Origin of the sequence: Pseudomonas sp. FSL R10-2189 (genome assembly GCF_009600325.1) — a bacterium.
Classification (GTDB): Bacteria; Pseudomonadota; Gammaproteobacteria; order Pseudomonadales; family Pseudomonadaceae; genus Aquipseudomonas; species Aquipseudomonas helleri.
This window is the reverse complement of sequence record NZ_WIVZ01000028.1, coordinates 60,549-74,663: the sequence shown is the minus strand read 5'-3', so window position 1 is coordinate 74,663 and position 14,115 is coordinate 60,549. Positions and strand designations below refer to the sequence as shown.

The 14,115-nt window shown below is 47.6% G+C and carries 13 protein-coding genes and 2 pseudogenes; 12 read left to right on the top strand and 3 right to left on the bottom strand.

Annotated elements, in window-relative coordinates; genetic code table 11:
* Window positions 1-79: 79 nt before the first annotated feature.
* Window positions 80-757 (top strand): annotated as a pseudogene (locus GHO32_RS19055) (IS3 family transposase); the annotation flags it as partial.
* A gap of 35 nt (window positions 758-792) precedes the next feature.
* Here GHO32_RS19055 and GHO32_RS19050 read toward each other — a convergent pair.
* The 3 genes and pseudogenes from GHO32_RS19050 to GHO32_RS19040 all read right to left on the bottom strand — a co-directional run.
* Window positions 793-1,677, bottom strand: a pseudogene (locus GHO32_RS19050) (IS66 family transposase); the annotation flags it as partial.
* A 50-nt stretch (window positions 1,678-1,727) separates the two neighbouring features.
* Window positions 1,728-2,063: an IS66 family insertion sequence element accessory protein TnpB gene (gene tnpB / locus GHO32_RS26910; RefSeq protein ID WP_153336965.1), complete on the bottom strand. Its 336-nt coding sequence runs from the start codon at window positions 2,061-2,063 to the stop codon at window positions 1,728-1,730.
* Window positions 2,060-2,383, bottom strand: coding sequence for a transposase (locus GHO32_RS19040; RefSeq protein ID WP_153336964.1), 324 nt, complete (start codon window positions 2,381-2,383; stop codon window positions 2,060-2,062). The genes tnpB and GHO32_RS19040 overlap by 4 nt, the downstream gene beginning before the upstream one ends.
* Before the next feature lie 426 nt (window positions 2,384-2,809).
* Here GHO32_RS19040 and GHO32_RS19035 point away from each other — a divergent pair, with 426 nt between their 5' ends.
* The 11 genes from GHO32_RS19035 (at window position 2,810) to GHO32_RS18985 (ending at window position 14,054) form a co-directional block, all read left to right on the top strand.
* Entirely contained in the window at window positions 2,810-4,234 is a 1,425-nt protein-coding gene (locus GHO32_RS19035; RefSeq protein WP_153442958.1) for an MBL fold metallo-hydrolase, read from the top strand.
* Between the two features lie 76 nt (window positions 4,235-4,310).
* Window positions 4,311-4,838, top strand: coding sequence for a transcription/translation regulatory transformer protein RfaH (gene rfaH, locus GHO32_RS19030; protein WP_082158170.1), 528 nt, complete (start codon window positions 4,311-4,313; stop codon window positions 4,836-4,838).
* Between the two features lie 156 nt (window positions 4,839-4,994).
* Entirely contained in the window at window positions 4,995-5,888 is an 894-nt protein-coding gene (rfbA, locus tag GHO32_RS19025) for a glucose-1-phosphate thymidylyltransferase RfbA (RefSeq protein ID WP_153425833.1), read from the top strand.
* Window positions 5,885-6,442, top strand: a complete 558-nt coding sequence (gene rfbC, locus GHO32_RS19020) for a dTDP-4-dehydrorhamnose 3,5-epimerase (protein WP_153336911.1) — start codon at window positions 5,885-5,887, stop codon at window positions 6,440-6,442. Before rfbA ends, rfbC begins: the two co-directional genes overlap by 4 nt.
* A 68-nt stretch (window positions 6,443-6,510) precedes the next feature.
* Complete coding sequence (locus GHO32_RS19015) at window positions 6,511-7,737, top strand: hypothetical protein (protein ID WP_153336912.1); 1,227 nt, start codon at window positions 6,511-6,513, stop codon at window positions 7,735-7,737.
* 1 nt (window position 7,738) lies between these two features.
* Window positions 7,739-8,974, top strand: coding sequence for an oligosaccharide flippase family protein (locus tag GHO32_RS19010; protein ID WP_153336913.1), 1,236 nt, complete (start codon window positions 7,739-7,741; stop codon window positions 8,972-8,974).
* Entirely contained in the window at window positions 8,968-9,762 is a 795-nt protein-coding gene (locus tag GHO32_RS19005) for a glycosyltransferase family 2 protein (protein ID WP_153425834.1), read from the top strand. The genes GHO32_RS19010 and GHO32_RS19005 overlap by 7 nt, the downstream gene beginning before the upstream one ends.
* 1 nt (window position 9,763) lies before the next feature.
* Entirely contained in the window at window positions 9,764-10,852 is a 1,089-nt protein-coding gene (locus tag GHO32_RS19000; RefSeq protein WP_153336978.1) for a glycosyltransferase, read from the top strand.
* 68 nt (window positions 10,853-10,920) lie between these two features.
* A complete protein-coding gene (locus GHO32_RS18995) occupies window positions 10,921-12,036 on the top strand; it encodes a glycosyltransferase family 4 protein (protein ID WP_153336979.1) in 1,116 nt (371 codons plus the stop codon).
* Window positions 12,033-12,992 (top strand): NAD-dependent epimerase/dehydratase family protein, encoded by a 960-nt coding sequence (locus GHO32_RS18990; protein ID WP_153425836.1) that lies wholly within the window; start codon window positions 12,033-12,035, stop codon window positions 12,990-12,992. Before GHO32_RS18995 ends, GHO32_RS18990 begins: the two co-directional genes overlap by 4 nt.
* 45 nt (window positions 12,993-13,037) lie before the next feature.
* Window positions 13,038-14,054: a glycosyltransferase family 4 protein gene (locus tag GHO32_RS18985; protein ID WP_153335986.1), complete on the top strand. Its 1,017-nt coding sequence runs from the start codon at window positions 13,038-13,040 to the stop codon at window positions 14,052-14,054.
* The last annotated feature ends 61 nt before the right edge of the window (window positions 14,055-14,115 follow it).

Here is a 14,115-nt window from a genome sequence, read left to right as displayed (position 1 = left end):
AGTGAGATTGGTCAACTGCTGCCGCATCAGTGGGCGCAAGCCCTAACTTACGCAAGGTGAGTTGGGCGGACGCTTACGCCGATATGGCTATCGCCGTATCACTGCTGCCGTTCGGCGAGCTGGCCATCTCGTGAATCACAAGACTGTTCAGCGCCTCATGGGCGAGCTTCAGTTGAAAAGCCGTGTGCGCATAAAGAAATACCGGGCCTACAGAGGCGAAGAGGGTCAGGTAGCGCCGAACCTGCTGAAACGGAAGTTCGATGCCAAACGACCGAACCAGAAATGGGTAACCGATGTGACGGAGTTTCGGGTCGGCGGGCAGAAACTCTACCTCTCACCGATACTTGACCTCTACAACGGTGAAATCATCGCCTTCAAGACCGCCAGACGCCCGCTGTTCGACATGGTCGGCGCGATGCTACGGCAAGCTTTTGAACGGCTGCGGCAGCGCGATAAGCCAATCTTGCATTCCGACCAGGGATGGCAGTACCGGATGCCTATCTACCGCCGCGTGCTGAACGAGCGTGCGGTAAAGCCAAGCATGTCCCGCAAAGGAAATTGCTATGACAATGCGGCTATGGAAAGCTTTTTTGGCACGTTGAAATCCGAGTTCTTTTACCTGAACAAATTCAACAGTCTCGATGAGCTTGAAGCAGGTATAGAGGACTACATACACTACTACAATCACTCGCGAATCAGACTGAAACTAAGCGGCCTGAGCCCTGTGGAATACAGGACTCAAGCACGGCGGGCATAGAAGGCGTCCAACTTTTCGGGGTCAGATCAAATTAGGTGGACACCATCGCCTTTGGGGCTGAAGTCGTAGACCACGGCCTTGAGTGCCGAGAATGGCGTACTGCTGTAGGCCCAAACGTAAGCGCGGTGGGTTTTCTTCTCTCCTGGCGCCAGCATTTGTACCGGCGTTTCATCGGCGTGGACAACGCGCTGGGCCAGTACTGCTTCGCGCAGCGCATCGACCAGCGGCTGAAGCTGCACGCCGGTGTGACCTACCCACTGTGTCAGTGTCGAGCGCGGGATGGCCAGGCCGGCACGGCCGAAGATCTTTTCCTGTCGATAAAGCGGCAGATGGTCGGCGAATTTAGCCACCATCACGTGCGCCAGCAGGCCGGCAGTGGGGATGCCCTTGTCGATCACCTGCGGCGGTACCGGCGCCTGGATCAGCATTTCGCACTGCCGGCAGGCCCATTTCCCACGCACATGCTGTTCGACGGTGAACACGCCCGGCGTGTAGTCCAGCTTCTCGCTGATGTCTTCACCGATGCGCTGAAGCTGGCAGCCGCAAGCGCACTGAGTGTTGTCTGGCTCGTGATGAATCACAGTGCGCGGGAACTGCGGCGGCAACGGCGCGCGCTTGGGTTGCTGGCGTGGTTCTGCCTGGACAGGTGATGGATGAAGAGCTTTTAGCTCGGCCTCGATGGCTTCAAGGTCGGTATTGAGCAGGTCTTCGAGCAAGCTGCTTTGCGCTGGGCTGATCTGCTCGCTGCGCTTGGCGAACTTGTGGCGCTTGAGAATGGCGATCTCGTGAGTGAGTTGCTCGATGATCGTTTCATCGCGATGGATCTTTCGACCCATGGTGTCGACCTTGGACATCAACTGCGCAGCCAGCGTGCGCAGTTGTTCGGGAGTCATTTGATCGAGATCAGGCATGGAAGTCATGCCGTGGATTTTACCAAAGCAACCCTCCTGTCACAGCTACAAGCCAGGCTTTAGAGCAATGTAATTGCGCCGCCTGCACCTACTCGCTGCCAAGGCAAGCCAAGTACCAGCGCCTGAAGTTGTTCGAGGTCGAGTTCCACCTCCGTCCCACGATGGATGCCCGGCCAATGAAACTTGCCCTGGTTCAACCGCCGCGCCGCCAGCCAGATACCGACGCCATCATGCACCAGCACCTTCATGCGGTTGGCCCGGCGGTTGGCAAAGAGGTAAGCGCAGTGCGGCTTCGCCGTACCGAATACTGCAGTCACTCTGGCCAATGCGGTCTCAGTGCCGGCACGCATATCCATGGGTTCGGTGGCGAGCCAGATGGAGTCTATGCGGATCATCGAGTGAGCCCACGGATGAATCGGGCGCACCCTTCGGGATTTGAGGATGGCCACTTTACTGTGAGCGTCTGCTGGCCAAAAGGGACTTCGATGATGACAGACATTTGCTGATCGGGTTGGATGCCGGGCTCCAGCTTCAACGGAACGAAAGCGGGTAAAGCCGGTACCTGATGATCTCGATAAACAGGTATCCATTTGCGAACCAGGTTGGCGTTGATGCCGTGCCGCAAGGCTACGTTGGCGATCGAGATGCCAGGTTGCAGGCATTCCTGAACGACCTGGGTTTTAAAAGATTTGGAATAAGAGCTTCGTTGGCGCATTGCGATCCTGACGATAAGGACGATGGTGTCCACGTATTTTTAAGTGGAGAACATCGCCTTTATGGCTGGGATCAGGTAGGTGACTTCACCGGCCGGTTACCGCGCAATGCGGCAAGGTGTGATTGCGGGACGCTTACCGCCGATAAACGGAAAACCCCAAAATAGTGGTTGCGAGGCCATTTTCGGTTAATATTTTCTGAGTGCTCGGAGCATATTTTAAGAAAATCTTGGCTCGGTTAAGAAAATCTAGATAACGACAGGGGAAAAAAGTGGGAGATCTAGTGGGTTACGCCCATTAGTTCAATGCGATGGAGCTACCCACTGGTTCGGCAGCAAATGTCCAATTTCACTGGTGCTCTGTGTCGACAACTGCGTAAGCACATCCTTTAAGTGCACACCATGTCCTGGCTTCGCGGGGTCGGGTAGATGACTTGGCCGGACGCATACATTCTAATCGACTGCGGGCTATTTCAAGGCAGTGACGAACGCATTGCATTAGACAGGAACTCACAGTATCCGCAGATCGACTTTCCGCTTGAAGGCATAAACGCCTTGGTCATCACCCATATCCATGCCGATCATGTGGGGCGTCTTCCTTATTTGCTGGCTGCAGGATTCAAGGGGCCGATCCTGTGCAGTGAACCATCAGCAAAATTGCTGCCACTGATACTTGAAGATGCATTCAAGCTTGAGGTGAGTCGTGAGCCGAAGATCATCGAACGATATTTACAGCGCGTGCACCAGCAAGTGATTGCGCTGCCTTTTGGCCATTGGTTCAACATTGAGCAAACAGATAATCTGCGCGCTCAAATCCGGCTGCAGAGAGCAGGCCACATACTGGGATCAGCCTATGTGGAGTGCGATCTAGATTATCCTCAGGCCTCGTTGAGGAGACGCATCGTCTTTTCGGGTGATTTGGGCGCTCCGCATTCGCCATTTCTGCCCGCGCCAGTGTCGCCCGAGAAGGCAAATGTGTTAATTCTTGAGAGCACATACGGCGACCGTTTACACGAAAATCGTCTGAACCGCCAAGAACGTTTAGAAGTCGCTATCGACAGGGCTTTGGCTGATCATGGAACGTTATTGATTCCAGCGTTCAGCATGGGCCGTACTCAAGAGCTACTCTACGAAATCGAAGATATATTGCATCGCAAAGCGTTGCTTGGTCCGGCGCAAGCAGTATGTGATGACGCTCAATTTCTTCCCATTACTTGGCCACAAGTGCCGGTTATTCTTGATTCCCCGTTAGCAAGTCGTCTAACCAAGGTCTATCGTGAACTGCAGGACTATTGGAATGAAGAGGCGCAAGTGCGTCTGGGACATGGACGCAAACCTTTGCATTTTGAGCAATTGATCACTATCGACAGCCATGCCCGGCACTTGCAGACCGTTAACTATCTGGCCAGCACGGGGCGTCCGGCAATCGTCATCGCCGGAGGAGGGATGTGTTCCAGCGGTCGCATAGTCAATTACCTGAAAAGGATGTTGGCTGACCAACGGCATAATGTCCTCTTTACAGGCTATCAGGCGAAGGGAACTCCTGGAGCGGTGATACAAAAATACGCTTCGTCAGGCGGTTTTGTTGAATTGGAAGGTGAGCGCTGTATGATCCATGCTGGCGTCAGCACATTGGGTGGGTATTCCGCCCATGCCGACCAGAAAGACTTGCTCAACTTTGTATCAGGCATGTCTGATTGGCCTGAAGAGATACGTTTGGTACACGGTGAGGTGTCGGCAAGGAAAGCATTGGCAAGGGAACTGTTGAGCCTGTATCGCGCTCAAAACAGAGTTGTCGATGTCCTTGTCCCAACAGGCGCTGAGCCGCTTGTGCGAAGCTTATTGCAGTCATGATAAGAACCCAGTGGCTTACCATGCGCAGATGCAGAGCAAAATGGTAAACACGGATGAACCCATTAATGAAGTCCCCATGCAAATAACAAACACTCCAGTACCGCCTGATCCCAGCACGCCGAAATCTGATGACTGGTACCTGGTGCAATGCAAGCCTAAACAAGACGAACGTGCAGAGGAAAATCTCCAGCGCCAAGGCTACGAATGTTCACGCCCGGTTTGCCGACGTGAAAAGTTGCTACGTGGTCAGCTGAGCTGCGTTAAAGAGTCTTTGTTCCCTGGCTATCTGTTTATCAACATGCCGGAAGGCGCCAACTGGGCACCCCTACGCTCAACCCGCGGAGTCGCGCGGGTTGTTGCATTTGGCGGGCGACCTTTGGCCGTCAGTCACGAGTTGATCCTTCAACTACAATCACGTGCAGACACGCACGTCATCTCCAAATTTAATGCTGGCGACAAAGTCACCATTCTTGACCAAGGCTTCGCGGGTATTGAGTCCATATTCATGTCTATGGACGGCGAGGAGCGGGTCATTCTGCTCATCAACCTGATGAACCGTCAGCAGCAAATCAGTTTGCCTGTCACGAGTATTTCCACTCGGTAGGCAAATCAGGGCTGGAGCTTAGCCATGGCCAAGGAAAACCGTTCTCAGGAAATTAACGATAAATCCTGGGGCGGTAGCGTGCTTGAAGGCAGGACTTTTCCTGTGCCTGAGGGGGCCGGAAGAGTACGCAGAAAAAATTAAGGAAGTACTCGCTACATGACCAACCTCCAACGTAAAGGCATCATCCTCGCTGGCGGTGCAGGTACACGTTTGCATCCCTTGACACTTGGGGTGTCCAAACAAATGTTGCCCATTTATGACAAGCCCATGATTTTCTATCCGCTGTCTGTCCTCATGCTGGCGGGTATCCGTGAAATATTGATTATAACAACCCCTGAAGACGTGCTTTGTTTCAGAAAACTGCTGGGGGATGGCAGCCAATACGGCATTGAGTTGAGTTATGAACAACAGCCTACGCCAGGAGGGTTGGCGCAAGCCTTCATCATTGGGGAAACGTTTATTGGCAATCATCCTGTCTGCATGATTCTTGGTGACAATATTTTTTATGGGCACTACTTCTCAGAAAATCTGAAAGCAGCGACCTCAAAACCTTCTGGGGCCACGGTATTTGGGTATCACGTTTCTGACCCTGAACGCTTTGGTGTGGTTGAATTCGATAACGCTGGACGAGTCGTCAGCATTGAGGAAAAGCCAGAGAAACCGAAGTCTAACTATGTCGTGGTGGGTCTGTATTTCTATGATAACCAAGTTGTGGATATTGCCAAGAAAATCAAACCTTCATCACGCGGTGAACTCGAAATCACCGATATCAACAGTTTTTATTTAGAACAGGGTAGTTTAACGGTTGAAATATTGGGGCGCGGCTTCGCATGGTTAGATACGGGTACCCATGAATCGCTGTTGGATGCGAGTTGTTTTGTTCGAACCATTGAGCAGCGGCAGGGTTTAAAAGTGGCCTGCCTTGAAGAAATTGCTTTCAATTTTGGTTGGATTGACTCCGAGCAGTTGGCACGACAGGCTGTGAAGTTTCAAAAAACCGGTTATGGGCAATACCTCCTGCGTTTGCTAACGGAAAAGCGTGCCACATGAAATTTACGACGACATCTATTAAAGGGTTAGTGGTTATTGAGCCTGATATTTTCAGAGATGACCGTGGCTGGTTTTTGGAAATATTTAATCTGCAGGCTTTTAAGTCTGGCTTACTGGCACTCGGTTTAAATAGTCCTGACTATTTTGTCCAGGATAATGTGTCTAGCTCGAAAAAGGGTGTGGTAAGAGGATTGCATTATCAGCACGAGCCCTATGCCCAAGGCAAACTCGTGAGCGTTCTACATGGTTCAGTCTTTGATGTGGCAGTCGATCTGCGGCCTGACTCAATAAGTTACGGCGAATGGTTTGCACTGGAATTGAATGCTGTAAATAAAAAGATGGTATGGATACCTGCAGGGTTTGCCCATGGGTTTTTATCTCTGGAAGAAGACACGTGCGTCAGCTATAAAGTTGACAAATATTACAATAAGGATTCGGAGCATAGTGTGGTGTGGGACGACGCTAATCTGGGTATTCAATGGCCAACCTTAGCTGAATATTATTTGAGTGACAAAGACAAATCTGCACCGGCTTTTGTAAAACTTCCCGTATAAGAGATCTTCTGGAGTCTGGGCACGCTGGGTATGAAGTGTTTTGTGTGTTTTGATTCGGAGAGGCAAAGTTGAAGAGTGATAAAGTTTCGGTATTTGTGATTTTGTTAGCGTGCCTGTTGGTCGTGTTGGGGGATGTACGATTTGTCATTGGTTCGGCCGGTTATTGGGTCGCTTGGTGTGCGGTGATATTTGCAGGGTTCTTTTGTTCATCGCGTCAGTTTGGTCGAATGATCAGTGCTGAATTATTTGTATACATGACAGGTTTTTTTCTGATTCTAGTGTCGTTTTTCCTGAGCGGTATCATCAATCAGGATGAATATACAATTTATCAGGGCGTGAAAGTTTTTTTTATCGCATTGGCATTTTGTTGTATTTATATCAATGCCCGTGATTTAGCCGGAGCGGATATCTATAAAATAAGTCTGTTCTGTATTGCTATTGGCTTGTTTATGTTCTTGATATCTAAATTTTACCTGCGCGAGTTCTATGTGGAGTTGGGAGATGGGCGTCAAGGCAGCCAATTTGCCTATCCAGGGGTCCTTTGGAAAACGCCCGTATTTTTTGTCGGTTTTGTGGTTGCTGGAATGATTTCCGGGGCAGGGAATAAAATGCTTTCTCTGCTGGCCATGCTAGGCGGTTTGTTCTTGTTGAAGTCTGACTCAAGTCGAACCGGATTTTTGATTCTTGCGGTGATGGCGCTGTTATTTGTTGTGCTCTGCGCATACTTGAAGCCTAAAGCGGCCGTTCTGTGCTCATTGGTGCTAGGCGTGTGTGGCATAGGTTTGTTGATACTGTACAGTGGTGGGTTCGTATTTTTCAGCAATGCTGAAGAACCGCTGGTATTAAACAGGCTTGCTGCAGGAGATCCAATAAGAACAAAAATGCTGTCAGACGGGATTTTACATGTTCAGGAATGTTTTCCCTTCGGATGCGGATTCGGTACAGCCACTACGCTGGTCGATGGTGAAAACATGGTTGTGCATAATGCTTATCTCTCTTCGTTAGGTGATATTGGGGTATTGGGGTTCATAGGGATGGCGATACTCATGTTCTCTCCCGTATTTTTCTTCCTTGGGAAATTAATTACCTATCGATTACAAGGTGTCACGTCGGTTGCAAATCTTGCGTATTCGATTGCAGCCTTTGGTGGAGTATTGGGTTATGCCTTTTTAATGATGCTTCATCCCTTCAGTACAGAGCTCTCTGAGTGGGGGATATGGGCGTTGATGGTCTCTCTGTTATCTACCTTTTCTAGGCTCATGCTGGCGACTGATGATACCCAGGTAGAGGCATGACATGATTTTGCAGTTAAAAAATGTAAGCTTGTTGTTTGTAGCTCAGTTGGTCAGCTATCTGATTCCCATTCTAGAAATCCCTATCTTGGCTAGGGCGCTCGGGGTGGATGAGTATGGGCATATATTGCTGATACAAACAACAGCATTGTTATGCTCTCTTGTCGTGGAGTATGGCTATTCGTTGAGCGGTGCTCGGCAAGTTGCATTGTGCGGCGATGATAAAAAATTATTGTCCAATATTTATAATGAGATCACCTCGGCAAAAGTGATTTTAACCACCGGCATGGTGATCGCCTCAGTCCTTGTTATTTTTGTTACTAACACCGATGTCAAACCGCAAGCGGCAGTGTGGGGATATCTGTATTTCTTCGCATTTGGGTTCAGCAGTATTTGGTTGTTTCAGGGTTTGGAAAAAATAACATTCCCCGTTATTTTTGAGGTCTGCTTGAGATTTGTTGGGTTGCTGGTACTGTTTATTTTTATCTCTCAGCCTGAAGATGCAATCAAAGCGCTTATGATCATGTCGTCATTTGCCTTGCTTAACACGGTGGTTGGTTTTTACCTGGTGTATAAAGTAGTTGGCGGTTATTCGTTTAAATTTAGAGGCGGCCTAGCACAGATAAAAGATGGTTTTCACAGTTTCTTATACAAGAGTTCAAACAATATTATGATGAGTGCCGGTCCTGCGCTGGTCGGCGTTATGTGTGGGCAGGCTGCAGTGGCAAAGTATGCCCCGGCTGAAAAAATAATCAAAGCGTCTGTGGGGCTGGTGGGGCCTGTATTGATTGGCTTGTATCCTTATTTGAGCAGAAAATTATTGCAATCCACAACGCTCAATTTGAAATTTTCCAGTTTTATTGTGGCAGGCCTATTTTTTGCCGGCGTGATAGGTGCAGCCATAATCTATGTGTTAGGGGACTATTTAATTCGTTTGATGCTGGGTCCTGGCTTTGAAGAAGCGATTGTTATATTGCGAATTTTTGTATTTATCATTCCATTCAGAATGATGAATCAGGCGATGGGGCTGACAATATTTATGCCTCTCGGCCAAGATCGGATTTTAAGCTTTCTGTTGATGTTCTTCTCTGTCTTTTCTTTAATCTTAGCGGCATTACTATCCTATACGTTTGAGTTGAAAGGAATTGTTTACGGATTTGTAGTGTCGGAAATTGCTTTTTCCATATCGTTAGCGGTGTTTGCGATCAATATCAAGCGGGTAGAGAGTTGCGCATGTTGACAGTTGTTACGGCTACTTATAATAGGGCTTACACACTTCCACGATTGTTTGACAGTCTGCTCCAGCAAACCCGAATGGACTTTGAATGGGTGGTGGTAGATGACGGCAGCACTGACGAAACCGAGAGTCTGTTAAAAGATTTTCAGGCGCAAGCTACGTTTTCCATGAGAGTGATCAAGCAGAAAAATGCGGGTAAACATGTTGCGATCAATTCAGGTGTTCAAGCTAGCAGCGGTGCATGGGTCTATTTTGTAGATAGCGATGATGCCCTGACAGTTGATGCAGTCGAGGTATTCACGGCTGCAGCAGCGAGCGATAGGGATAAAACCACGGTTGGCTATTGTTACAGGAGACAAGCTTTTTCAGGAAAAATCGTAGGTCGTCCCGCTCACGGATCAACTGCAGAGCTGACGGTGATGACCCCCACAGCAGCTGGGAATTTTTACGAGGGTGATCTGGCCTATATATTCAAGCGTGCTGCATTAATAAAACATCCGTTTCCAGTCTTTGTAGGGGAGAAGTTTGTCCCGGAGTTGTTGATTTGGAACAGAATATCAGATGAAGGAGTTATTAATTTTTTTGGTAATAAAGTTCTCTATTTGTGTGAGTATTTAGAGGATGGTTACACAGCTAATTTTTCCAGCATGTTACGTCGTAATCCGCTCGGTTTTGGTTTGTATTACAAGCATCAAATACTTCGTGAACAAAGCGCCGTCAGAAAAATAAAATGTATTATCAGGTATGTCCAATGTCTAGTTTTCAGTATGACCAAAGAGCGCGTTTCTTAAAATGAAAGTACTTTACTTAATCACTGGGCTTGGCGTCGGTGGTGCTGAGCGCCAAGTGCTCGACCTGGCCGATAGACTCTATGAGCAAGGGCATATTGTTAAAATCTGCTACTTGACTGGGCCTGTGTTGCTGCGACCCAAGCACGAAGAGATCGAGTTGGTCGGATTAGAGTTGGAGAAGACGATCTCTGGTTTTATAAAGGGCGCGTTGAAACTTCGGTCAGTTATCAAGGCATATGACCCCGATGTGGTTCATGCTCATATGGTTCATGCAAACCTGCTATCACGTGTTGTTAGATTGTTTTGCCCAATAAAGAAATTGATCAATACTGCCCATAACACGAATGAGGGCGGAAAACTTCGTATGTTGGCATACCGCCTCACCCACTCGCTAACCGATGCCATGACCAATGTGACATTGGAAGCAGTAAAGGTATTTGAACAAAAAAAAGCCGCCCCTCCAGGTGGGATTTTTGAAGTTTCAAATGGTATTGATACGACGCTCTATAGACCCGACAAGGTATCAGGGCAGCGATTAAGAGACGTTAACGGTATCGCTGATGAAGATAAGTTAATAGTGGCTGTTGGGAGGCTTGAGGCTGCAAAAGATTATGAAAATCTAATCAACGCTTTTGGGCAGTTATCTGAGGACTTTACTGATACCAAGCTATGGATTGTAGGTGAAGGAAGTGAAAGACAGAAATTAACTGATCTCGTGATTCAGTTGAATCTATCGAACAAAATAACGTTCCTCGGTGTTCGATCAGATGTAGCGAACATTTATAATGCTGCCGATCTGTACGTACTGTCGTCTGCGTGGGAAGGCTTTGGTTTAGTCGTTGCCGAAGCCATGGCTTCAGAACGTGTTGTTGTTGTAACGGATTGCGGAGGTGTTAAGGAGGTCGTGGGTGAGTGTGGATATTTAGTCCCTGCTCAAAATTCTTTAGCCCTTAAGAATGCCATTACTAATGCTTTGGATATTTCAAATGCCGAAGCTGAAAATATGGGGCGTTTAGCACGAAAACGAATCGTTGATAACTATTCGATCGACAAAATTGTTGGTGTTTGGTTGGATGTATACAGGGCGTGATTATATAGTTTGCTAGCATTGACCCGTGTTTAGTCATTGAAAAGCAGGATTTTTTGAAAGGAGGTCGATTGAAAATAGTATATGTAATTACGCGCTCAGATGTATTGGGTGGCGCTAGCGTACACTTGCTTGACTTGGCGGCAGGGGCTCAAGCGAAAGGTCATGATGTCGTTATTGGTGTCGGCGCAGAATCGGAAACCGGTGTTTTATTCGATCGTGCTGCATCCATGGGGCTAAAGTGCCATGGCCTGCGAAATCTTGTAAGGGAAATAAGTGTTGTAAAAGACCTTCTTTGTTTTTTTGAGTTGCGTAATTTTTTTAAGTTGAGCAAACCTGATGTTGTTCATGTTCACTCGTCAAAAGCAGGTGTTATCGGCAGGTTAGCAGCTAAAAGTCTTTCTATCCCCGTCGTTTTTACAGCACACGGATGGGCATTTACTGAAGGTGTATCCGTCAAGAGGCAAGCGTTCTATCGATGGATCGAAACCCAACTTTCTAAAATTTCTAATAAAATAATAACTGTCTCTGAATATGATCGACAGTTAGCTGTCTCTCAGAATGTTGCTACTGAGGAAATGCTAGTCACGATACACAATGGTGTCCCTGAAATCACTCCGGCGACGACTAAACGCTCTGACGACGCCACTGTAAATATCATTATGGTTGCTCGTTTTGAAAAACCTAAAAATCAGACAGCTGTTCTACAAGCCTTAGCGGCTATTGAGATCCAAAACTGGCACTTGGAGTTAGTAGGCGACGGTCCTGAACTTGCTAAATGTGTATTACTTGCTGAGCAATTAAATATTGCAAAGAAAGTTACATTTTCAGGTGCGTGCTCGGATGTTGCTGTGCGTCTGGGCAACTCAGATATATTTGTTTTAACTTCTGATTGGGAAGGTCTTCCGCTGACTATTCTGGAAGCCATGCGATCAAGCTTGCCAGTTATAGCTTCAGACGTAGGTGGGGTAGCAGAGTCTATTGATGACGGCGTTACAGGCATACTGGTTTCCCGTGATTACACGGTGGCTTTACGAAATGCATTCGTACAATTGTTACAGTCTCAAGGAGAGAGAGAGTCGATGGGTTATAAAGCACGCGAGAAATTTGAGCAAGAATTCACGTTTGATTTAATGTTGCGTAAGACCCTTGATGTTTATCAGTTAGTGTTAGAAGAAAGAACATGAAAATACTAGTAACGGGTGCAACTGGGTTCATAGGAGTGTCTTTGTGCAAGGCACTGATAACTCTACCTGATGTTAGTGTTGTTGGCTCAGGTCGAAGTTCAATAGAGCTCGTGGCTACTAATTTCGTATTTTCCAAGGTAACCGATACTTCTACTGCTGGAGAGTGGCGCAATATTCTTGAAGGCGTCGATGTTGTCATTCATTTAGCTGCCCGCGCACATGTTTTATCTGAAATCAGTAGCGATCCTATGGTCGAGTTTCGAAAGGTTAATGTTGAAGGGACATTAATGTTAGCTGAACAAGCGATTAATGCTGGCGTTAAAAGATTTATTTTTCTTAGCTCCATTGGTGTTAATGGTAGTTGTACTTTAGAACAAGCTTTTGATGAAACTAGCTTACCTGCTCCGCAGGCGATGTATGCTGTATCAAAGTGGGAAGCTGAGCAAGGGCTAGAAAGTCTTTGTGCGAACAAATCAATGGATTTGGTGATCATAAGACCTCCCTTGGTTTATGGCGCCAATGCACCGGGTAATTTTAAACGTTTATTGAAATTAGTCTCGTCGGGTATGCCATTGCCACTGGCGGGATTAAAAAACACGCGGACGATGGTCGCGTTAGAAAATTTGGTAGATTTTATCAAAACCTGTGTGACTCATCCCTCGGCTGCCAATGAGATGTTTTTAATATCGGACAAGCAGTCAGTGTCGACACCGCAGATAATTAAAGCGTTGGCATCGGGTATGCACTCTCGTTCGCCATTATTTGCAGTACCTGATCTGTTCTTGCTTGGTGGTGCTAAGATACTGGGTAAATATTCCGTTTATCAGCAACTGTGCGGTTCCCTGGAAATAGATTCCAAAAAATCAAGAACCTTGCTGTCATGGGTTCCACCCGTCGATGTCAAAGATGCTTTGGAAAAAGCAGGCCGTGACTTCAAAAAAAACCAAATGCCTTAATGGTCACTCCATAGTGCAATCTTTTATTTATTCGTGAGTTTTCATATGGCTCTGTGGTTGTTTATACCTTTAGTGTGCATTTTTTGCCTTTTCTTCACCGCCTGTCTTAGAAGATATGCTTTGGCGAGCAACCTGATGGATGTGCCGAATGCACGTAGTTCACATTCTATCCCCACTCCACGGGGCGGAGGAGTGGCCATTGTCGGTGTGTTTTTATTGACAGCTCTCTATCTGGCAATCATCGGCGCCATCGACTGGCACTCGGCGTGGGTGTTCATTGTTTCTGGCGGCGGAGTTGCAATATTAGGCTTCCTTGATGATCACGGGCACATAGCCGCTCGCTGGCGTTTGTTAGGGCACTTCTCAGCAGCTGTATTTGCTGTGTTTTTGTTAGGAGGACTTCCACCCATAGTTGCCTTTGGTTTCTCTCTAGATTTGATGTGGCTCGGTAGTCTGTTCGCAGTCCTGTATCTGGTCTGGATGCTTAATCTTTACAACTTTATGGATGGCATTGATGGTCTGGCCAGCATTGAGGCGATATGTGTTTGCTGTGGTGCTGCGCTTGCTGCCTGGTTGTCGGGTTATCATGAATTGATATGGGCCCCCTTGTTGTTGGCTGCAACAGTGATGGGCTTCTTGTACTGGAATTTCCCTCCGGCACGTATTTTTATGGGAGATGCCGGCAGTGGTTTTTTAGGAATTACTCTTGGAATCCTTTCGTTGCAGGCCTCGTGGGCTAACTCAACTTTTCTCTACGTTTGGTTGATTCTCCTTGGCGTATTCATCGTCGATGCGACAGTGACGCTGTTGAGACGATTAGTACGGGGCGATAAAGTCTATGAAGCTCACAGAAGCCATGCCTACCAGTTTGCCTCCCGTCATTTTGGCTCACATCGAGTGGTTACTTTGACAGTTGCTGCTATAAATATTGGCTGGCTGTTGCCATGGGCACTGGCTGTGGCTGTTTTGGGGGTGGATGGTCTTATCGCTTTGATTTTGGCCTATCTACCACTTGTTTTTTTGGCGTTGAAATTTAACGCCGGTGGTTTGGAAAAGCAGTAACAATTTTGTAGTACGTAGGAATTTATAGAGTTAAGCATGTGTCACATTGATGTGCGATGCG